Here is a 21,288-nt window from a genome sequence, read left to right as displayed (position 1 = left end):
GCAAGCGGACCGATTTTCTGCGGGTACTGAGTCAGTGACTATACTGGTAGCTGTGAAAACCAACCGGAGGATAACGATGACCATTCATAAGAAAGGACAGGCGCACTGGGAAGGCGATATCAAGCGCGGTAAAGGCACCATCTCAACGGAGAGTGGGGCGCTGGATAATCAGCCCTATGGTTTTAATACCCGTTTCGAAGGCAAACCCGGCACCAACCCCGAAGAGCTGATCGGGGCCGCGCACTCGGCATGCTTCTCAATGGCGCTGTCGCTGATGCTGGGCGAGGCCGGGTTTACGCCTGAGAGTATTGATACCGTGGCCGACGTTTCACTGGATAAAGTCGATGGCGGCTTTGGCATTACCAAAGTGGCGCTGCAAAGCAAGGTGAAGCTGCCGGGTATCGCGAAAGATGAATTTGATAAAATCATTCAGCAGGCCAAAGCGGGCTGCCCGATTTCTAAGCTGCTGAGTACCGAAATCACCCTCGATTATCAGTTGGAAAACTAGTCTGAATACGGGGCTTATCCATAATTTGCCCACAGTGTTAAGAATGCGTAAGCCCCGAGAAAAAGATCCGCTAATCCGGCGGAATTAGGAGTTCGGGAGATAGGGAAGTGTTGACGGATGCCCGATATTGCTGGGTAACGACAGTATGCAGGTCGTGAGCAAATTGAGGGCATCAAGATGAAAAAATCAACACTGGCACTGGTTCTTAGCGTATTAACCGCAAGCAGCTTCTTTTCCACCTTCTCGCACGCTGACGGCCCGGGAAATGGCCCGGATCGTCATGACAATCGCGGACCCGATCGCGATCGCCATGAGCGCTTCCGTCCTGCCGAGCGCGATCGTTTTGCCTGGAACGGCCACGACTTCCGTCGCGGACAGCCGCTGCCGCCTCACTTCCGCGGTTACGACTACCGTATTGATGACTGGCATCGCCGTGGTCTGTATGAACCGCCGCGCGGCGCGTACTGGGGCTACATTGACGGCAACTACGTGCTGATTGCCGCCGCCACCGGCGTGATCACCTCGATCATTCTGGGCAGTGCCTTAGGCCACTACTAAGCTGATTCTGACCGGCGGCCGCTGCCGCCGGTTTTTACCTCCCTGCCGCATCTAATACAACAATCCGTTACCGAGTCATCTTATTCATATTTTTCAACAAGATGGCTTGCATATCGTTACATCTCAATTTATCGAGACGGCCCGCAGAAAATCGCCCTTTGGCCTGTTGTCAGCCGGTATTTGCTTACCTTACGATCCCCACAGATGAAATTATCCCCAACGGGAAAAGGGACATGCCATGGTTGAGCGCGTAGTTAAGCTGGAAAAAAACACCGATACGCTGCAGCAGGATGTGACCGGCCTAAAGACGGACGTGGCTGTGCTGCAAATGGATATGACGAGTTTGAAGAAAGATGTTGGCGTGCTGCAGGCGGATATGACCGGATTAAAAACGGACGTGGCTTTGCTGCAAACGGATATGACGGGTTTGAAGAAAGATGTTGGCGTGCTGCAGGTGGATATGACCGGATTAAAGACGGATGTGGCTGTGCTAAAGACGGATGTCGCCGTGCTGCAGACGGACATGACGGGGTTGAAGAAAGACGTTGGCGTGCTGCAGGCGGATATGACGAGTCTGAAGAAAGATGTCGCCGTGCTGCAAACGGATGTGGCGGGTCTGAAGAAAGACGTTGGCGTGCTGCAGGCGAATGTCACCGAGCTTCGGACGGATATGGTGGAGTTAAAATCGGATGTGGCGGTGATTAAATCTAACTACACCACCAAAGCGGATCTGCTGAACCTGGAAAACAAATTTGATATTAAATTTGAAGGCTTGCGCACGGAGCTTCACCGTTCGCTGGCGCTGCAAACTAAGTGGGTTGTTGCCTCGCAGGTGGGTGTACTTGGTTTTGGGTTGGGGCTGGCGAAACTCCTGTTTTAACCAGCGTGGCGGATACGGTCTGAGATAGGCTTTCAACTCATTTTCTGCTTAACTTTGCCGTTCATTAACGTATAGACGTCTGGACATGTAGCCATCAACTTATGTAGCATGCTGTCATTCGAAATTCGTTAACGGGAACAACCGAATGTCGCAGCAGGTAAAAATTCTGGACGGGGGCATGGGGCGTGAACTGGCGCGCATCGGTGCACCTTTCCGCCAGCCGGAATGGTCTGCACTGGCGCTGTATGAAGCGCCGGAGCGCGTCCGTGAAGTCCACAACAGCTATATCGCGGCCGGGGCTGAAACGATCACCACTAACAGCTACGCGGTTGTGCCCTTCCATATTGGTGAAGAGCGCTTTGCAAATGATGGTGCTCGCCTGGCTGCACTTGCCGGCCAGCTGGCCCGTGAGGCTGCTGATTCTGCCGATATCATTACCCCGGTGCGTGTTGCCGGAAGCCTCCCCCCTGCGCTGGGTTCTTATCGTCCCGATCTGTTTAATGAGCAGCAGGCACAGGCGATCCATCGTGTACTGGTCGCCGCTCAGGCACCTTACGTTGATCTCTGGCTGGGTGAAACGATTAGCTCGATTGCGGAAGCCGAATCCATCCATGCCGTGCTTGCCGGTCAGCCCCAGCCGCTGTGGCTTTCATTTACCCTGCAGGACGAGCCAGAGCTGTACGATGCCGTCAGCACCTTGCGCTCCGGTGAGAGCGTGAGCGCGGCGGTGAGGCGGGCGATTGAGCTGGGCGTAGAAAATGTGCTGTTTAACTGCAGCCACCCTGAGGTGATGTCTTCTGCGGTGAAGCAGGCGGCAGCCGTGCGTGAGCAGCTGGGTGCGGATATCGGCATTGGCGTTTACGCTAACGCCTTTGACCACGGCAGCAACAGCGGCGGCGCTAATGAAGGGCTGAGCGCCCTGCGCAAGGATACGCACCCTGAAGGCTACCTGAACTGGGCGCAGGAGTGGGTGGCGGCTGGCGCGACGCTGGTCGGTGGCTGCTGCGGTATCGGTCCCGAGCATATCGGTCGACTGGCCGCGGCGCTGAAGTAATCTCTACGGCAACGAAAGATAAAACCAATAAAAACAAATTAAAACCAGGAAACACAACATGAATCGTCGCGACTTTATTAAAACCACCGGAGCGCTTTCGGTGGCTGCGGCCTGCACCAGCTGGCCATTTACTGCTGCAACGGCGGCTGAAGTGCCGTCCACCACGCCGAAAAAAGGCGGCCATCTGATTGTGGGTATGGATAACGCCTCCAGCACCGACCGCCTCGATCCGGCGTTCTGGTTCGAATCCTATATGTATTTCGTCGGTTCCCAGCTGTTTAACTGCCTGGCGGAAGTCGATGAAAACGGCAAGATTGTTCCCTCGCTGGCGGAGAGCTGGGAAACCAGTGACGGCAGCAAAACCTGGGTACTGAATATTCGTCAGGGCGTGCAGTTCCACGATGGCCGCACGCTGACGGCGAAAGATGTGATTTATTCGCTGAACCATCACCGCGATGAAAAATCCAGCTCGTCGGTGAAAGGCTATCTCGACCCGGTTGTGTCGCTGGAAGCCACCAGCCCAAATCAGGTGACGATCAAGCTGAAAGAGCCGAACGTGGAATTTATTGCCCTGCTCAGCGACGTTCACTTCGCCATTACCGCAGAAAACGAGAATTTTGATAAAGGCATCGGGACCGGTGCTTTTATTCTGGAAAGCTTCAAGCCGGGCGTGCGAACGCTGGTGAAGTGTAATCCGAACCACTGGAACCCGGCTCGTGGCCACGTGGATTCCGTGGAAACGCTGGCGATGAATGATTCCACCGCGCGCGTTGCGGCGCTGGCCAGCGGCTCGGCGCATATTATCAACCGCGTTAACCCACGTATTGTTGACCGCCTGAAGAATATGCCGAACATCCAGCTGCAGCGCTCGCGCGACAGCCAGATCTTCACTTTCCCGGGGCTTGCAACGGCGGCACCGTTTAATACCCTAGATGGGCGTCTGGCACTGAAATACGCCATCGACCGCGAGCAGATTATCAAAACCGTGCTGGGCGGCTACGGCACCGTGGCTAACGACAACCCGATCTTCCCGTCCAGCCAGTATTTTGCGAAAGACATTCCCCAGCGTCCTTACGATCCGGAAAAAGCCAAATTCCACTGGCAGAAAACCGGTTTCTCCGGCCCGCTGGTGCTGTCCGTCGCCGAGTCCGGCTTCCCGGGGGCGGTAGATGCCGGCCAGCTGTACCAAAACTCGGCCACCCGTGCCGGTATTCCACTGAAGGTTGAGCGCGTGCCGGATGATGCCTTCTGGGATAACGTCTGGATGAAGAAGCCGTTTGTTTCCTCAAACTGGTCGCTGCGCCCGACGGCGGATGCGCTGCTGTCGCTGGTGTTTACCAGTAACGCACCGTGGAATGAGTCGCAGTGGAAAGAGCCTAAGTTTGACCAGCTGGTTAACGCTGCCCGTGGCGAGCAGGACGAGCAGAAGCGCCGTCAGATTTACCACGACATTCAGCTGATGCTGGTGGAGCAGGGCAGCGAAATCATTCCGCTGTATGCCGACTCGCTGGACGCCAGCAGTAAAAAAATCAACGGGTTTGTCGCGATTCCGGGCTTCACCATGAGCGGCAACCGCGCTGCGGAAAAAGTGTGGTTCGCCTAACGGCTTTCCGGTTCAGCTTCAGGTTGCAGGATATCTTTTGAGTAATTTGCATGAAACAAAGGGGAAGGGGCACCTTCCCCTGTTAAAACTGATCGGGCTGCGGCTGTTGGCCGGAGTGGTGATGCTGCTGGTGGTATCGGCGCTGATCTTTATCGGCATCCAGCTGCTGCCCGGCAACGCGGCAACGGCGATCCTCGGCCAGACCGCAACACCGCAGGCGGTGGCGGCGCTGAACGAGCAGCTGGGCCTCGACCAGCCCGCGCTGGGGCGCTATCTGGGCTGGCTGGGCGGCGTGCTGCACGGTGATTTTGGCCACAGCTTTACCAGCCGGGAGGCAATTGCTCCGGTGCTGCTGGATCGGCTGGGTAATACGCTGTCGCTGGCCTTTTTCACCGCCATCGTCGCCGTACCGCTGGCGCTGGTGATCGGCTTTCTGTCCGCCCGTTACCAGGGTAGCTGGCTGGACCGGCTGCTAAGCCTGTTTACCCGCGCTGCCGTATCGCTGCCGGAGTTTTTCTCCGGCTATCTGCTGATCCTGATATTTTCCATCACGCTGTTCTGGCTGCCCAGCAACAGCAGCATTTCCGACGATATGCCGCTTGGCGACCGACTGCTGGCCATCGCTCTGCCGTGCATGACGCTGATTCTGGCGATCCTTGGCCATATGAGCAATATGACCCGGGCCGCGCTGGTGAGTGCGCAGAATGCAGCCTGGGTAGATACGGCGCTGATGAAGGGGCTGTCGCCTTCGGCGATCCTCTTCCGGCACGTGCTGCCAAACGCATGGGGGCCGATTATTAACGTGATCGTGTTAAACCTTGCCTGGCTGATGGTCGGCGTGGTGATCGTTGAAAACGTGTTTGTTTACCCTGGCCTGGGGCAGTATATGGTCGACAGCATCAGCAAGCGTGATATCCCGGTGATTCAGGACTGTGCCCTGCTACTCGCGGGGATCTATATTTTGCTGAATCTGCTGGCCGATGTCGTCGCGCTGTTGGCTAACCCGCGCCTGCGCCACAGCCGCTAAGCGGCAGGTATAATTTTTACCCTCGGTGGTGCAGCAAGGTGCACACTGCCGGGACTAACCAGGAATTGATGTGGATGTTTAGGCTGAAATTTGCGGTGCTGCCCGGTGTGATCGGGCTGGGCCTGTTTATTCTTGTGGCGATTTTCGCCCCCTGGCTGTCGCCGTATGCGCCAGACCAGGTAGTGGGCAGCGCATGGAGCGGGGTCACGGCGGAAAACTGGCTGGGGACCGATAACCTGGGGCGCGATCTGCTTTCCCGGCTGATCTGGGGCACCCGTACTTCGCTGAGCGTCAGCGCCGTAGCAACGCTGCTGGCCTTCGCCGTCGGGACGTTTCTTGGTTTCCTGGCCGGTTTCTGTCGCGGCTGGGTCGACCAGCTTATCTCCCGCCTGAACGATATTCTGATGGCGATCCCCACGCTTATTCTTGCACTGGTGGTGCTGGCGATGCTGCCGAAAACCATTCCGGTGATCGTGCTGGTGCTGGGTTTCCTTGAATCCACCCGGGTGCTGCGCGTGGCGCGTTCGCTGGCGGTGGACATTGCGGCGCAGGAGTTTATTGAAGTTGCCAGGCTGCGCGGTGAGCGCCTGAGCTGGGTATTGTGGCGTGAGATCCTGCCCAATGCGCTCACCACGCTGATCGCGGAGTTTGCCCTGCGCTTTATCTTTATCCTGCTGTTCCTTTCTGCGCTGTCGTTCCTGGGCATGGGTATTCAGCCGCCGACCGCCGACTGGGGCGGGCTGGCACGGGATAATAAAGACGGCATTCTGTTTGGCGTCTGGGCCGCGCTGATCCCCGGTGCGGCCATCGCGCTGCTGGCGATTGCGCTGAACAGCGTTGCCGACTGGCTGTTAAGCCACCACACCCGCAGCTGGCAGGAGTAAATCATGAGCCAACAACCACTGTTACGCGTTGAGCAGCTGCGGGTCACCGCCGGGAATGCCGTGCTGGTGCAGGATATCTCCTTCACCCTGAAAAAGGGCGAGGTGCTGGGGCTGATCGGAGAGTCGGGCGCGGGGAAATCCACCATCGGTCAGGCGATCCTCGGCCATTTCCGTTTTGGCATGAAGCTCGGCGGCGGCAAAATCCACTTTGCCGGGCGCGAGCTGACCGGGCTTTCCGAACGCCAGCTACGCGGCGTGCGCGGCGCGAAAATTGCCTACGTGGCGCAGTCGGCCAGCGCGGCGTTTAACCCGGCGAAAAAGATCGGCGAGCAGGTGATCGAAGCGGCTATTCGCCATCGGATACTGAATCGTCAGCAGGCGATAGTGCGGGCGATTGAGATTTTCAGTCAGCTACAGTTGCCGCAGCCGCAGGACTTTTTCCACCGCTATCCGCATCAGGTGTCGGGCGGGCAGCTGCAGCGTGCGATGATCGCAATGGCGATCTGCGCCGGTCCTGAGCTGATTATCTTTGATGAACCGACCACCGCGCTGGATGTGACCACCCAGCTGGAAGTGCTGAAGGCAATCCGCGAAGTGATCCGCCTGACCGGAGTCGCTGCGCTGTATATCAGCCACGATCTGGCGGTGGTGGCGCAGATCAGCCAACGCATTATGGTGCTGCGCCACGGACGCGAAGTGGAGTGCGGCAATACCGCCGAGCTGCTGGCCGCGCCTGAGCAGGCCTATACCCGCGACCTGCTGCACAGCCACGGCGAACCGCATCAACCGCGCAGTACCACGCTGCCGCTGCTGACCGCCGAGCAGATTTCCGTTGATTATCAGGCCAACCGCGTGCTGGACGACGTCTCGCTGACCATCGGGCGGGGCCGTACTCTGGCGCTGATTGGCGAGTCGGGTGCCGGAAAATCGACGCTGGGAAGGCTGATTTGCGGGCTGGTTGCCCCCGCTCACGGCAGCGTGCGCTTTAACGGCCAGCTGCTGCCTGCTGCACTGCGCCAGCGTTCCCGCCAGCAGCTCCAGTCGGTACAGATGATCCATCAGCATCCGGACACCGCGCTGAATCCGCGGCTTACCATCGGTGTGCAGATTGCGCGCTCGATGGTTTGTCTGACCACGCTGACGCCGCTGCAGCGGCAGGCGCGAGTCAGCGAACTGCTGGAAAAGGTTGGCCTGCCGCCGCAGCTGGCGGATCGCTATCCGCATGCGCTATCCGGTGGTCAGAAGCAGCGCGTCTGTATCGCCCGCGCGCTGGCGGTCGATCCGGCACTGATTGTCTGCGATGAGCCGACTTCCGCACTCGATCCGCTGGTCGGTCGCGAAGTGCTGGCGCTGCTGAAATCGCTACAGGAAGAAACCGGCGTGTCGATGCTGTTTATCACCCACGATCTGCACGTGGTTCAGGCGGTGGCCGATGAGGTGATGGTGCTGCGATACGGCAAAGTGGTGCGCCAGGGGCGGCTGGATCAGGTGTTTACCGCGCCGCTGGACGAGTACACCGCCCGGCTGCTGCGTGCGGTGCCTGAAATGCGCGTGGGCTGGCTGGAAGAGGCTGGTGCGGTGGCATAGCTCCGCCGGCATTAGCCGAAATGAGCGACAGCTGCCGTTCAGGCCGTGATGCCCCGGATGCGGGTGTGATTTGCCGTTGACATATTCACACCCGAATCCGGCTCCACCCCATTCCCGGCGCAGCCTCGGGTCGTTACTGGTGGGCAATCACCGAAGCAATCACGCCAGTAGCGATAGCAATCAGCACGTAGTTGCCGTTCACGTTCATCCAGCGATGGCCTGACGGTGGTGCTTTCAGGCCGTGTTTTTTCCAGTCGTTAACCTGATAGCCTGCACCGCGATACTGCTGCGGCAGCGGGCGTCCCTTACGGAAGTCAGGCTGCTGGCGCTCTGGTTTATTGCCGTGTGCCTGCTGGTGCGACGCCTGCTGCGGGCGCGCGTTGTTTTCACGCGGCGGCTGCCCGCCGTTCGCGTGCTGATTCTGCTGAGGCTGCCCGCCATTGTCCTGCTGTTGTTTCTGCTGCTGGTGCTTTATTGGCTGCTGCTGTGCGTCGCGGCCGTTGTCCGGCCCCTGGGCAAAGGCGCTCAGGCTGCTGCTGGCAATCATCATTACGGATAAAGCCATAATCAGGGTCTTTTTCATCTTGTTATTCCTTTCGGTTGAATCAGTGTTCAGACAAAAGGAATGTGGCCTTCGGGCGGGTCGCTAACAAGGGTAAAAATCTGAAGAGTGCGGGTTTAACGGTTTTTTTAATTCGTCTTTACGCAAAACTGCAACGCCACCACCGGCAGCGTTGCAAGAGGGGTTAAAACGGTGTTTCGACCACGCCGCCATCCACCCGTAATGCGGCACCGGAAGTGGCGGAGGAGAGCGGTGAGCAGACATAGGTCACCATGTTACTCACCTCTTCCACGCTGGCGGCTCGCTGGATAACTGAGGTTGGACGATTGGCCTTCACAAACTCTACGCCCAGATCTTCCAGCTTCGCGCCGTTGGCCACTTCCTGCTTAAACATTTCAGCGAAACCATCGGACAGGGTTGGCCCGGGCAGCACCGCATTGACTGTCACACCCGTGCCTGCGGCGGCTTTTGCCAGACCGCGAGACAGTGCAAGCAAAGCGGTTTTGCTAACGCCATAGTGGATCATATCTGCCGGAATATTGATGGCGGATTCAGAGGAGAGGAACACCACCCGTCCCCAGCCGGATTGGATCATTTTCGGCATGTACGCGCGGCTAAGCCGTACTGCCGACATGACGTTGATATCCCAGATGTTCTGCCATAGCGCATCGTCGGTTTCAAAGAAGTCGCCACCGGGGAAAATGCCGACATTATTGACCAGGATATCGCACTGCGGTTCGGCGTTCAGCAGCGCACTGCATCCGTCGGCGGTACCCAGATCCAGGGCATGGCCTCGTGCCCCATTGCCCAGTTCTTTGACCAGCTCATCCACCTGCTGCTGATGACGCCCGGTGATCACCACTCGTGCTCCGGCTTTTGCCAGCCCCTGAGCAATACCTTTACCGATACCTTTCGTTGAACCGGTGACGATGGCGGTTTTGCCGCTTACATCAATCTTCATCACAATCTCCTGTGCGGTTAGGTCAGGAGAATAAGTGTAGACACGATTCAGCGGCTCTGTGAATTACCCGATGCGATAGGCCTGTTCCAGCATCCCGCGCTGCTGCTCGCGGCTATAGCTGACCAGCGAATTCTTGCTATTGGAACGCAAAAGAATCCAGTCAACCTCATCCACCGAGAGGGGCTGAAGATCCTGCCAGAACGCCAGGCCGGCGTTAGCCATTAGCCACTGTTTTAGCTGCTCTGCGGGTTGTTCGCTGGTCTGCTGGAATAGCGCGAAGTTAAGCTCCTGCATCAATACCGCCTGCTGCGGATGCGGGCTTTCGTCCAGTAGCGTCAGGAACGGCAGCAGCAGACGGCCGCAGACCTCGCCGTGGTGGTAATCTTTGATGGCGCCCAGCTCCCCGGCAATACCGTGGATCACCCCCAGCCCCGCCATGCTCAGGCTCTGGCCGCCAAGCCAGGAGGCCAGCATCATCTGCTCACGCGCACTGTCTCCCAGTGGACCGCTTGCAGTTAACTGCGGCCAGCCGCGAACGAAGGCCTGCATACCGCTGATGGCGGTCTGACGGGTGAAAGCATTGCCCTTCGACGACAGATACGCCTCGAACAGGTGGGTGAAAGCATCCACCGCGCAGCAAACCAGCACGTTATCCGGTGCGCCGCGCAGCAGGTCGGGATCGAGAATGGCCACCTGCGGAACAAATTCAGGATGGCGCAGCGAGGCTTTTACTTTGATCTCTGCTTTATCCGTAATTACCGCATTTTGCGTCACTTCGCTGCCGGTTCCTGCCGTGGTCGGTACGGCGATCAGCGGCAGGGTTGCGCCACTTACCGTCGTGTCGCCGACTTTCTCCAGATAGCGCAGCGTATTTAGCGGATGCTGGCTCAGCGCCGCCACCGCTTTCGCCGCATCCAGCACGCTGCCGCCACCAATAGCGACGACGCGCTGGATTTTGCCGCGCCAGCGCGCCACCCAGCTGTCGATCTCACCGGGTGATGCTTCGTGCGGCACAATTTCAATCCCGACCAGCAGCGGTTGTACCTGATGCTCCAGGTTTTTCCAGGCATCGATACGCAAGAAAGAACTGCCGCAGAACAGCAGGGTCGGTAAAGGTGTTTCAGTCAGCAGGCGCGGTAGCTGTTGCAGGCTGCCGCTGCCGAAGAAGGTCTGACGATTGGCGATCAGTTGGCTGGTATTCATAAACGGACTGGGGCCTTTAGGGTTACAGCTGCCCGGGTGCCGGACAGTTGAAGGTGATCATCTGATTTTGCGGTGAATTGATAATACTGAATTGCCGATCGGAAATACGCTGCGCCAGCCAGCCGTCGCGGGTGACGGCAGAGGGAATATACAGCTCGCGATTAGTGGATTGCAGCGTGCCGCTGTCCAGCGTTAAATCGGGCAGGGTGACGGAAAATGAGTTGAAGCGGTCAACGACTAATCCCTGCACATTACCCAGCGGCTGGCCTTCAAGGCTCTGGCGCTGGCCGTTACATTCCACCCCTTTATAGTCAGAAGAGCAGGCGGCAAGCAGCAGAACCAGTACGGCAGGCAGCGGCCGTAAAAACGGGACAGCGAAAAGGCGCGGTGGCATTAGCCTGAGACATGAGTACGGCATTACGCATCCTGTCGGTTGGGGGTTCCTGAGTATAGCGCGAGTATAGCGCGGCAGTTGTACCGGGCGAAAGCCATTGCGCACGACGGTAAATTTACACTTTCCGCTGAATAACCCTCCACTATGTAACAATATGCGGAATCGATTCTGTGATTTTGTTAACAATAGTTCGCAAACGAATTAATGAGTGCTACAATCCTTGCGATTTTTGTGATGGATATCACATTGGTGGCGATGTAATCCCCCTCTTACTGTCACATATCCCTCCGGACGGAGGGCAGGAAAGCAGCACGGCACTGTATGCGGGCAAATTGCGCAAGGAGTTATATACTTTTTGGCGAGTCTGCCCTGTGGTGGCTGTGCATCAGCGCGTCAGGGAAGGCAGGTGCTTATTCCGGGAATACCGGGCTGATCTCATTGGCCGCATTCGATTTGCGGCGTGGGGATTCTGGTATGGGATAAAGCGTTTATTGGTGCTTGTTAACTCCGAATCTTTCCAGTGAATAAAAATAAAACCTCTGTATTGCTGCTGACGCCGATGTTGATCATCGTTCCTACAGCCGTCAGCTTTGCGCAAACCTCTGCAACCGCCGCTCAGGGACAGGATTCCACCCTGATGGTGATCAAACATCGTAATGGTCTGTCCGAACTGGACACCCCTGCCGCCGTCAGCGTGGTGGAGGGCGACGATCTGCGCCACAGCACGGCGCAGGTGAACCTGTCTGAAAGCCTGGGCAGCGTGCCGGGCCTGCAAATTCAGAACCGCCAGAACTACGCGCAGGATCTGCAATTATCAGTGCGTGGCTTCGGCAGCCGCTCCATGTACGGCGTACGCGGCGTGCGCATCTACGTTGACGGTATTCCTGCGACCATGCCGGACGGCCAGGGCCAGACCTCGAATATCGATATCAATTCCGTTGGCAAAGTGGAAGTGCTGCGCGGCCCGTACTCCGCGCTTTACGGTAACGCCTCCGGCGGCGTGGTGAATATTGACACCACCACCGGCAGTCAGCCCACCACGCTGGAAGCAGGCACTTACTTCGGCAGCTACGGCACCTGGCGCAACAGCGTTAAGGCCAGCGGTGCAACCGGCGACGGGACTCAGGCCGGTGACGTCAACTACACCATTTCCGGTTCCCGCTTTACCACCCATGGCTTCCGCGACCATAGCGGTACGCAGAAAAGCCTCGGTAACGGTAAACTCGGCGTGCGGCTGGACGATGTCAGCACTCTGACGCTGATGTTTAACAGCGTATCGGTGGATGCTAACGATCCCGGCGGCCTGAGCGAGGCCGAATACAAAGCCAATCCGAAGCAGTCGCCGCGCGGCGATCAGTACAATACGCGCAAGAGCCTTGACCAGACGCAGATTGGCCTGCGCTACCAGCGCCAGATGAGTGATAACGACGAACTGACATTGACCACGTGGCACGGCGAGCGCCACACCACGCAGTATCAGTCCATTCCTTACGCGACTCAGCAGAACGCGGCCTATCCGGGCGGCGTGATCGTGCTGGAACGTAAATACCAGGGGATTGATACCCGCTGGAAGCATGACGACCAGCTGGGATCGATGCCGGTTTCGCTGATTGCCGGGCTGGACTATGAAACCATGACCGAGCGCCGTCAGGGCTTCCAGAACTATAACCTGGTGAACAACGTGCCGCAGTTCGGTGAGAAAGGGGATCAGCGCCGCAACGAGAAGAACACCATGTGGAATCTCGACCCCTATCTGCAAACCAGCTGGCAGCTCTCTTCCGCCTGGACGCTGGATGCCGGTCTGCGTTACAGCACGGTCAGTTTTGATTCTACCGACTACTATATTACTCAGGGCAACGGTGACGACAGCGGCAGCGCGCGCTATCACAAGCTGCTGCCGATGGGTTCGATCAACTATGCGGTGACCGATGCGTGGAATCTTTATGCTTCCGCCGGTCGTGGTTTTGAAACGCCGACCATCAACGAGCTTTCCTATCGCTCAACGTCCGGTAGCGAAACCGGCCTGAATCTTGGCCTGAAACCCGCCACCAGCGATACCTTTGAGATCGGCAGCAAAACCCGCATCGGTTACGGCCTGCTGACCGCCGCCATCTTCCAGACCAACACTGACAACGAGCTGGTGGTGGATAAGAGCCAGTACGGTCGAGCGGTGTATAAAAACGCCGGGGAAACTCGTCGCCGTGGCCTGGAGCTGGGCTTCGATCAGCAGTTCGCCCAGGACTGGCGTCTGAAAATGGCGTGGACGCTGCTGGATGCCACCTACCGCAACGAAACCTGTTCGTCCAGCGGCAGCTGCACCCCGGCGGGTAATCGCTTACCGGGTATCGCCCGCAATATGGGCTACGCCTCGCTGGAATATGCACCGGAGAGCGGCTGGCACGCCGGCGCGGATATTCGCTATTTAAGCAGCATCCAGGCCGATGACGCCAACGATGCTCAGGCACCGTCCTATGCGGTAACCAGCCTGAACACCGGCTATCGCTTTAACTGGAGCCGCTGGTCGCTGGACCTGTTCGGCCGCGTGGACAACCTGTTCGATCGCCAGTACGTCGGGTCGGTGATTGTTAACGAAGGCAACGGTCGTTACTTCGAACCGGCCCCGGGACGCAACTGGGGCGGCGGTGCGACGCTGGCTTATCAGTTCTGATGATTTAACGCCGGAAGTTTGACGGCAACGTATCCAAAACGGCCCGCTAACGCCACCGGCAGCGGCGGGTCAGAACACACCGGATGGATGGTTAAACAATAACCGGGTGTTTTTAAAGATTAGGCTTACGCTTAATCGACGACTTTAAATATTGGTAAGGTTCAAATTATGCAAAGTAAAGCATCAAGGATCCTGATCCTGTTGACGACGATATTTGCCGTACTCAGCGGCCTGTATCTGTTAATTGGCGGTATCTGGTTAGCTAAACTGGGCGGTTCGCTCTACTACATTATTGCCGGTGTGATTCAGCTGATCACCGCCTTTTTGCTGTTCCGCCGCCGTGGCGCAGCGTTACTGCTGTACGCACTGTTCCTGCTCGGCACCACCATTTGGTCGCTGTGGGAAGTGGGATCGGATTTCTGGGCGCTGACTCCGCGTCTGGACGTGACCTTCTTCTTCGGCCTGTGGCTGGTGCTGCCGTTTATCTGGCGTGGCCTGAGCAGCAAAGGCGCCTTCCCGCGCACGGCGCTGGCTGGCGTGCTGGTGTTTGTGGTTATCGTGCTGGCCTACTCGGTATTTAACGATCCGCAGGAAGTGAACGGTACTCTGAGCGCTGACCAGGTTGAACAGCCTGCGCCTTCCGCTGACGGCGTTGCTGCCGGTGACTGGCCTGCCTATGGCCGTACCCAGGGCGGTACTCGTTACTCTCCGCTGAAGCAGATCACCGATAAGAACGTCGGCGAACTGCAGCAGGCGTGGGACTTCCAGACCGGCGATTTGAAAACCGCAACCGATCCGGGTGAAATCACTAACGAAGCAACGCCGATCAAAATCGGTGATGCGCTTTACCTGTGTACTGCGCACCAGAAGCTGTTTGCGCTGGATGCCGCGACCGGTAAAGAGAAGTGGCGTTTCGATCCGAAAATGAAGACCGACCCGACGTTCCAGCACGTGACCTGTCGCGGTGTGTCTTACTACCAGACCCCGGAAGCCGCCGCGCTGCCAGCGGGTGCCAAGCCTGCGCTGTGCGCACGCCGCATCCTGCTGCCGGTGAACGACGGTAACCTCTACGCGCTGGATGCCGAAACCGGTGAACTGTGTGCGGAATTTGGTGACAACGGCAAGCTGAACCTGCAGAGCAATATGCCGTTCAATAAAGTGGGTGGCTATGAGCCAACCTCACCACCGATTGTGACACCAACCACCATCGTGATGGCCGGTGCAGTGACCGATAACTACTCCACCAAAGAACCGTCCGGCGTTGTCCGTGGTTTTGACGTGAAGACCGGTAAGCTGCTGTGGGCCTTCGATACCGGTGCTAAAGATCCAAACCTGCTGCCGGAAGCGGATCAGCACTACACGCCGAACTCGCCGAACTCCTGGGCACCGGCGGCGTATGATGCCTCGCTGGACCTGGTGTATCTGCCGATTGGCGTGTCGACTCCGGATATCTGGGGCGGCAATCGTACGCCAGAGATGGAGCGTTTTGCGACCGGTCTGCTGGCGCTGAATGCGACTACCGGCAAGCTGGCCTGGTTCTACCAGACCGTGCATCACGATCTGTGGGATATGGACGTTCCGGCTCAGCCAACGCTGGCGGACATTGATGACAAGAACGGCAACAAAGTTCCGGTTATTTATGTGCCGACCAAAACCGGTGACCTGTTCGTACTGGATCGCCGTAACGGTAAGCCGGTGGTTCCTGCGCCTGAGATGAAAGTGCCGGGTGGCCCGGCGAAGGGCGATCGCCTTTCTCCAACCCAGCCTTACTCTGAGCTGAGCTTCCGTCCGAAAGAGCATCTGGCCGGTAAAGATATGTGGGGTGCCACTATCTACGATCAGCTGATCTGCCGCGTGATGTTCCATCAGCTGCGTTATGAAGGCCCGTTCACCCCGCCATCCGAGCAGGGTACGCTGGTGTTCCCGGGTAACCTGGGGATGTTCGAGTGGGGCGGTATCTCTGTGGACACTGACCGTCAGGTTGCCGTGGCTAACCCAATGGCGCTGCCGTTCGTTTCCCGTCTGGTACCGCGCGGTCCGGGTAATCCGATGGAGCCTGACGAGAACGATAAAGGCGGCACCGGCAGCGAGTCCGGTATTCAGCCACAGTACGGTGTGCCGTACGGCGTGACGCTGAATCCGTTCCTGTCTCCGCTGGGCTTCCCGTGCAAGCAGCCTTCATGGGGCTATATTTCAGCGATTGACCTGAAGACTAACGATATCGTGTGGAAGAAACGTATCGGTACGGTGCGCGACAGTTCACCAATTCCGCTGCCGTTTAAAATGGGTATGCCAATGCTGGGCGGCCCGGTTTCTACTGCCGGTAACGTGTTCTTCATTGCGGCGACTGCCGATAACTATCTGCGTGCGTTTAACGTGTCTAACGGCGAGCAGCTGTGGCAGGCGCGTCTGCCAGCGGGCGGTCAGGCTACACCGATGACGTATGAAGTGAACGGTAAGCAGTACGTGGTGATTGTGGCCGGTGGTCACGGTTCATTCGGTACGAAGATGGGCGATCATGTGATTGCTTATGCTTTGCCGGACAGTAAGTAAGCGTGTCATTCGGGGCGGGCCTGAGGGTTCGCTTCTGAGATAGCGTTGAGGGCGGCCGTTTTTACGGCCGCCTTTTTTTATGCTGTTCCTTCATTTCGTTTGTCAGCCTGCCGGAGCGGTACGGACAGGCACGTATTTGTGTTGCGTTGTTTGCAAAGACTGGAGTTAACGCTGGCTGGTTGTGCCCCCGATCGGGCGGTCCTCGCGCCGCGTTGCGGTTCCTTCACTTCGTTCGTCAGCCTGCCGGACCGGCACGTATGTGTGTTGCGTTGTTTGCAAAGACTGGAGTTAGCGCTGGCTGGTTGTGTCCCCGATCGGGCGGTCCTCGCGCCGCGTTGCGGTTCCTTCACTTCGCTCGTCAGCCTGCCGGACCGGCACAGACGCGCGTCCTGCGCGGCTGTGCCTTTCGCCCACGTCCATGTGGGCAAATCCTGGCTTCCTCTCTGCGTTCAGCGCTGCGGATTGCCCGCTCGGGGGCACAACCAGCCTGCTTGCTGACTTCTGTGTTTTCTGAAGGATGAATGCTTGTTTCCACTCTCCGTTCAGCGCTGCGGATTGCCCGCTCGGGGGCAAAACAAGCCTGCTTTCTGACTTTCGCGTTTTCTGAAGGATAAATCCGGGCTTCCAATTTCTTTTCAGCACTGAGGGTTGCACGTCATGGCAGCAACCCATCAGCGGCGTGACACTGGAATTATCTTCAGTTCAGAGAACATCTGTTATGCATGAATGTCATTAGACGGAAATGGGCTATGCAGCCCGTTGTTGCATCCAGACCAGAAGATATTTGCTAAAAGTCTGCTCTCACCTTTTGCTGCATTGACGTCGAATTATGTGTTAACACCATAGCTTGGAGAGTTTGAACAGGTTGCTATGCAGCGATAACAATGAAATGAAGGTGCACAGCCTCTGCCGGGGATGCCGGGCTATCCGCAGCGCTGAGGTGGAAGCAGATGGCCAGGAGACGCCAACATGGACGTTGGCGTCAGGCGAAGTCGGGTCAGGGATGACACGTCTTCGGCGGTCCGTCCGGCCAGAAGCTGTAACCGAAGGTATCACGCAGCGCGTGACGCGAGGACGACCGGAAGCCCCGGCAGAGGCTGGGAACCCGGCACGGATTTATCAGCGACAATATCGCCGGAAGCCCCGGCAGAGGCTGGGAACTCTACACCAGTCTATCAGCGACAATATCGCCGGAAGCCCCGGCAGAGGCTGGGAACGCTACATCAGTCTATCAACGACAATATCGCCGGAAGCCCCGGCAGAGGCTGGGAACGCTACACCAGTCTATCAGCGACAATATCACCAAACCGGTTTCATCAGCGACAATCAATCACCCGGCAGCGCCTTCAGCTGCACGATCTGCTGTCGCCAGCGCGCGACTGCCGACGCCTCATCCTTCAGGCTGAATGTTACCCCGCTGGTTACGGTTGCATAGGGCGCACGGTGAATCACCACCTGCTGTACGGCGGCATCAAACACCGCCAGCTGAAGATCGGTAATCGTTTCCTCACGCTTTTGCGCCAGCGCCTGAATCTCAATCACCGCGCCGTCATCGACCAGCGCCAGCGTCATTTTGCCGTCGCGGGCCAGATTGGCGGTGGTGGTGGAACCGGGCCAGATGGCGAAACGTAGCTGCTGCGAAGAAACAGCGATGATCTCCCCCACGCTCAGCTGCGCCGCATATGGCCAGCCGTTGCTGCCAACGCTGGAAAGACGAATAGCCTGATGCAGATGGCTGTCCGGCAGTGAGCCATCCAGCAGGGTCAGCAGCGTTTCAGGTAAAAAGGTGTCACTCATCAAAAACTCCATGTGAAAATTCAGCATCAGCATCAGCATCAGCATCAGCATCAGCATCAGCATCAGCATCAGCATCAAGACTCGTATTCTTTACATCCAGCGGCCAAAGCCAGCGATGAGCCATAACTCTAACGTTGCAGACGACAAGAACCCGATATCGTCCTTATCCGGCCAGCATCTTGCCGCGCACAATCACTTTGCCCGGTTTGATGTCGCTCTCGGTCGCGCGGCGAATTGCCAGATTAATCACCTGCCAGGCCATCTCATGCAGATCGTGGGAAATGCAGGGGAAATTAAAACCGTAGATCGCCGCATGGGAAACCTCATCAATGCTGAACAGCGACACATCTTTCATCGGCTGAAGCCGGTGGTCGATGCAGGATTTGATAATCCCCAGTGAAATTTGGTTGTTACAGCCAACAAAAAAGTCCGGCGGTGGGTTGTTTTGCAGATAATCACTGGTGATGCTGGCGGCGATATCCATATAAAAATCGGCGTACAGCACTTCGAAACTGGCGACTTTACCCGCCAGCGCGGCGCTCAGCCCGGTCACGCGTTCGCGCGCCACGTTGGAATCTTCCGGCCCGGAAACCACCACCACCCGCTGCGCTTTGCGATCCAGCAAATAGCGCCCCGCCTGCAGGCCGCAGTCCAGATTGTCGATATATACCCCGCTGCACGAACTGATATCCAGTTCGCGATCCACCAGGATCACCGGGATATTTAACGCTTCCAGCTGCGCCATATAGGCGGGTTGATAGTTGCGATCCGAAGAGATCACCGACAGCACAATTGCATCAACGTTATAGCCAATCAGCTTGTCGATGATGCGATTTTCATGCTCCTGCGATTCGCGGGAGTCGAAAATCAGCGTATCGTAGCCCGCTTTTTCCGCTTCCAGCGTCATCATCCTGGTCAGCCCGCCAAAGAACGGATTGCCCATATCCGGGTTAACGATGCCGATGGTTTTACTGTCCCGCGCACGCAGGTTACGCGCGGCGGTGTTGACCACGTACCCCATCTCTGAAGCGGTTTCCAGTACCCGCTTCAACGTTTCAGGATGCACCTTGTCCGGATGAGAGAACGCACGCGACACGGTAATTTTACTGACGTTTGATTGTGCGGCAACGCTCGACAGCGTGGCCTTCATTTTCCGGCCTGGCGGCAATTTGTGCTCCTGATTCTTCGAATATCATTTTGTACCATTACCGTATCATGACAGATCGCCAGACCTGAAGCGAGTCAATCCTTGCAGGCGTTTATCCCAGGCGGTTTACCCGGGGATCGGTAAAGACATCCAGATCGTCGCGGCTTTCCGAAGAGAATTCAGATACCACCGCGCCGTGCTCACCCGCCTGGAACCAGTGACGGGTATTAGGTGCAATAGTGTACTGCTCACCCGGTCGCAGCAAAATGTAATTTCCTGCCGTATACCACTGTTCCGCACCTTCCGGCGGCTGGCCGATGCCTGCCGAAGAAGGCAGGCTGTCGTCGTCAACAAACAGCCACACTTCACCCCAGCGGCAGCGGAAGGTTTCCTGTTTGCCCGGCGTGCCGTCAAACGGCGGATGCAGATGTTCAGGGCAGGTCTGGCGTGGGAACAGCACCAGCTCCTTGGCGCAGTAGCGCGGCGTATTAATGTAGGTCAGCAATTGCAGGCCGGATATCGGGTAGTCCGGCAGTCCGAAGGTGGCAATTTCAATCTGCTGCTGCTCGGCCTCGGTAAGCTGAATGCTGGCCTGTTGCAGATAATCGCGGGTGTGTTCAATGGCCTGTTGACGCGTACTCATGATCTTCCTCCGGAGATAAAACTGGTATCGGTAACATCGTAAAAACGATCCCTGGATCGTTTTTATTGCCTCTCATGCGCCATTATCCGCCTCGAAACGATGTTTCAGTAATGAAAAAGCCAAAAATTTAACCGGAGTCACACATTTTTAACCCCGAATCCGATATTGTCGCTGTCATATTAATGTTATCGATACCATTTAGATATCACCGGGAGCCGAATATGAAAGCGTTAGTTCTTGCAGAAGCAGGCAAAATTGCCATTGAAGATCGTCAGTTTGATGAGCAGCTGGGCGACACCGATGTTGAGATCAAGATCCATTCTGTCGGGATCTGCGGCAGTGATGTGCACTACTACCAGCACGGACGTATCGGGCCATTCGTGGTGGAAGCGCCGATGGTGCTGGGTCATGAAGCCTCCGGTGTGGTGCTGGCGGTCGGCAAAGGCGTGAAGCATTTACAGCCTGGCGATCGCGTGTGTATGGAACCGGGTATTCCGGATATGCAGTCGGCGCAGTCGCGGGCCGGGATCTATAACCTCGACCCGGCGGTACGCTTCTGGGCTACGCCGCCGATCCACGGCTGCCTGCGTGAAACGGTGATCCACCCTGCGGCATTTACCTTCAAGCTGCCGGACAACGTCAGCTTTGCCGAGGGTGCGATGGTTGAACCGCTGGCAATCGGTATGCATGCGGCCACTAAAGCGGCGATCAAGCCGGGCGATATCGCCCTGGTGATCGGAGCCGGCCCGATTGGCGTGGTGACCGCGCTGGCGGCACTGGCGGGCGGCTGTTCCGACGTGATTATCTGCGACCTGTTTGATGAAAAACTCCAGGTGGCGGCGAACTACGAAGGCCTGCACGCGGTAAATATCAAAAGCGGTCAGCTGGCGGCCACCGTGGCGCGCCTGACCAGCGGTAACGGTGTTGACGTGGTGTTTGAGTGCAGCGGCGCGAAGCCAGCGATTGCCGGGATCAGCGAACATATTGCACCGGGCGGCACCGCAGTGCTGGTTGGCATGCCTATTGACGCCGCGCCGATGGATATCGTGGCGGCCCAGGCCAAAGAAGTGACCTTCAAGACGATTTTCCGCTACGCCAATATGTATCCGCGCACCCTGCGCCTGCTCAGTTCCGGCAAGCTGCGCGTTCAGCCGCTGATTTCGCAAACCTATAAGTTTGTCGACAGCGTGGCGGCGTTTGAACGGGCGGCGGCGGGTAACCCTGACGACATCAAAATCATGCTGGAAATGGAGTAAGTC

At 57.5% G+C, this 21,288-nt stretch carries 19 protein-coding genes; 11 read left to right on the top strand and 8 right to left on the bottom strand.

Going from position 1 to position 21,288, the window contains the following annotated elements; all coding sequences use genetic code 11:
• Positions 1–76 precede the first annotated feature (76 nt).
• The 8 genes from JOE09_RS08210 (at position 77) to JOE09_RS08175 (ending at position 8,101) form a co-directional block, all read left to right on the top strand.
• A complete protein-coding gene (locus JOE09_RS08210) occupies positions 77–508 on the top strand; it encodes an OsmC family protein (RefSeq protein ID WP_105590976.1) in 432 nt (143 codons plus the stop codon).
• A 177-nt stretch (positions 509–685) separates the two neighbouring features.
• The gene (locus JOE09_RS08205) at positions 686–1,066 is read left to right on the top strand and encodes an RcnB family protein (RefSeq protein WP_205065413.1); all 381 of its coding nucleotides are present in this window, start codon (positions 686–688) and stop codon (positions 1,064–1,066) included.
• A 238-nt stretch (positions 1,067–1,304) separates the two neighbouring features.
• Positions 1,305–1,946, top strand: a complete 642-nt coding sequence (locus tag JOE09_RS08200) for a hypothetical protein (protein ID WP_239552988.1) — start codon at positions 1,305–1,307, stop codon at positions 1,944–1,946.
• A 145-nt stretch (positions 1,947–2,091) separates the two neighbouring features.
• Positions 2,092–3,000, top strand: coding sequence for a homocysteine S-methyltransferase family protein (locus JOE09_RS08195; RefSeq protein WP_205065412.1), 909 nt, complete (start codon positions 2,092–2,094; stop codon positions 2,998–3,000).
• 58 nt (positions 3,001–3,058) lie between these two features.
• Positions 3,059–4,603 (top strand): ABC transporter substrate-binding protein, encoded by a 1,545-nt coding sequence (locus JOE09_RS08190; protein WP_205065411.1) that lies wholly within the window; start codon positions 3,059–3,061, stop codon positions 4,601–4,603.
• Positions 4,604–4,640: 37 nt separating this feature from the next.
• A complete protein-coding gene (locus JOE09_RS08185; protein ID WP_205065410.1) occupies positions 4,641–5,630 on the top strand; it encodes an ABC transporter permease in 990 nt (329 codons plus the stop codon).
• A gap of 74 nt (positions 5,631–5,704) precedes the next feature.
• The gene (locus tag JOE09_RS08180; protein ID WP_205065409.1) at positions 5,705–6,514 is read left to right on the top strand and encodes an ABC transporter permease; all 810 of its coding nucleotides are present in this window, start codon (positions 5,705–5,707) and stop codon (positions 6,512–6,514) included.
• Positions 6,515–6,517: 3 nt separating this feature from the next.
• Positions 6,518–8,101, top strand: a complete 1,584-nt coding sequence (locus JOE09_RS08175; RefSeq protein ID WP_205065408.1) for an ABC transporter ATP-binding protein — start codon at positions 6,518–6,520, stop codon at positions 8,099–8,101.
• Positions 8,102–8,234: 133 nt separating this feature from the next.
• Here JOE09_RS08175 and JOE09_RS08170 read toward each other — a convergent pair whose 3' ends face one another.
• The 4 genes from JOE09_RS08170 to JOE09_RS08155 all read right to left on the bottom strand — a co-directional run bounded on the left by JOE09_RS08170 (position 8,235) and on the right by JOE09_RS08155 (position 11,245).
• Positions 8,235–8,684 (bottom strand): RcnB family protein, encoded by a 450-nt coding sequence (locus tag JOE09_RS08170; protein ID WP_205065407.1) that lies wholly within the window; start codon positions 8,682–8,684, stop codon positions 8,235–8,237.
• A gap of 163 nt (positions 8,685–8,847) precedes the next feature.
• Positions 8,848–9,624: an SDR family NAD(P)-dependent oxidoreductase gene (locus tag JOE09_RS08165; protein WP_205065406.1), complete on the bottom strand. Its 777-nt coding sequence runs from the start codon at positions 9,622–9,624 to the stop codon at positions 8,848–8,850.
• Between the two features lie 63 nt (positions 9,625–9,687).
• Positions 9,688–10,827, bottom strand: a complete 1,140-nt coding sequence (locus tag JOE09_RS08160) for an iron-containing alcohol dehydrogenase (RefSeq protein WP_205065405.1) — start codon at positions 10,825–10,827, stop codon at positions 9,688–9,690.
• A gap of 22 nt (positions 10,828–10,849) precedes the next feature.
• Complete coding sequence (locus JOE09_RS08155) at positions 10,850–11,245, bottom strand: hypothetical protein (RefSeq protein ID WP_234480048.1); 396 nt, start codon at positions 11,243–11,245, stop codon at positions 10,850–10,852.
• Positions 11,246–11,780: 535 nt separating this feature from the next.
• Between JOE09_RS08155 and pqqU the strand changes: the two genes are divergently transcribed.
• Positions 11,781–13,889, top strand: a complete 2,109-nt coding sequence (pqqU, locus tag JOE09_RS08150) for a TonB-dependent receptor PqqU (RefSeq protein WP_205065632.1) — start codon at positions 11,781–11,783, stop codon at positions 13,887–13,889.
• A 168-nt stretch (positions 13,890–14,057) separates the two neighbouring features.
• The gene (locus tag JOE09_RS08145) at positions 14,058–16,442 is read left to right on the top strand and encodes a glucose/quinate/shikimate family membrane-bound PQQ-dependent dehydrogenase (RefSeq protein WP_205065404.1); all 2,385 of its coding nucleotides are present in this window, start codon (positions 14,058–14,060) and stop codon (positions 16,440–16,442) included.
• A 1,326-nt stretch (positions 16,443–17,768) separates the two neighbouring features.
• On the opposite strand, the gene JOE09_RS08140 is transcribed toward JOE09_RS08145, so the two are convergent.
• The 4 genes from JOE09_RS08140 to JOE09_RS08130 all read right to left on the bottom strand — a co-directional run bounded on the left by JOE09_RS08140 (position 17,769) and on the right by JOE09_RS08130 (position 20,029).
• Positions 17,769–18,239: a DUF447 domain-containing protein gene (locus JOE09_RS08140; RefSeq protein ID WP_205065403.1), complete on the bottom strand. Its 471-nt coding sequence runs from the start codon at positions 18,237–18,239 to the stop codon at positions 17,769–17,771.
• Positions 18,232–18,363 carry a hypothetical protein gene (locus JOE09_RS26285; RefSeq protein ID WP_275584419.1) on the bottom strand — a complete coding sequence of 44 codons (132 nt, stop codon included), beginning with the start codon at positions 18,361–18,363 and terminating at the stop codon, positions 18,232–18,234. Before JOE09_RS26285 ends, JOE09_RS08140 begins: the two co-directional genes overlap by 8 nt.
• 39 nt (positions 18,364–18,402) lie before the next feature.
• Positions 18,403–19,389 (bottom strand): LacI family DNA-binding transcriptional regulator, encoded by a 987-nt coding sequence (locus tag JOE09_RS08135; protein WP_205065631.1) that lies wholly within the window; start codon positions 19,387–19,389, stop codon positions 18,403–18,405.
• Between the two features lie 109 nt (positions 19,390–19,498).
• Entirely contained in the window at positions 19,499–20,029 is a 531-nt protein-coding gene (locus tag JOE09_RS08130; protein WP_205065402.1) for a D-lyxose/D-mannose family sugar isomerase, read from the bottom strand.
• A 221-nt stretch (positions 20,030–20,250) separates the two neighbouring features.
• On the opposite strand from JOE09_RS08130, the gene JOE09_RS08125 reads away from it, so the two are divergent.
• The gene (locus JOE09_RS08125; RefSeq protein ID WP_105590991.1) at positions 20,251–21,285 is read left to right on the top strand and encodes an NAD(P)-dependent alcohol dehydrogenase; all 1,035 of its coding nucleotides are present in this window, start codon (positions 20,251–20,253) and stop codon (positions 21,283–21,285) included.
• Positions 21,286–21,288 lie beyond the last annotated feature (3 nt).

The sequence above is a fragment of the Pantoea coffeiphila genome (assembly GCF_016909495.1).
In the GTDB taxonomy this organism is placed as follows: Bacteria; Pseudomonadota; Gammaproteobacteria; order Enterobacterales; family Enterobacteriaceae; genus Erwinia; species Erwinia coffeiphila.
The sequence above is the reverse complement of the archived record's forward strand: the minus strand, read 5'-3'. Positions and strand labels throughout refer to the sequence as shown.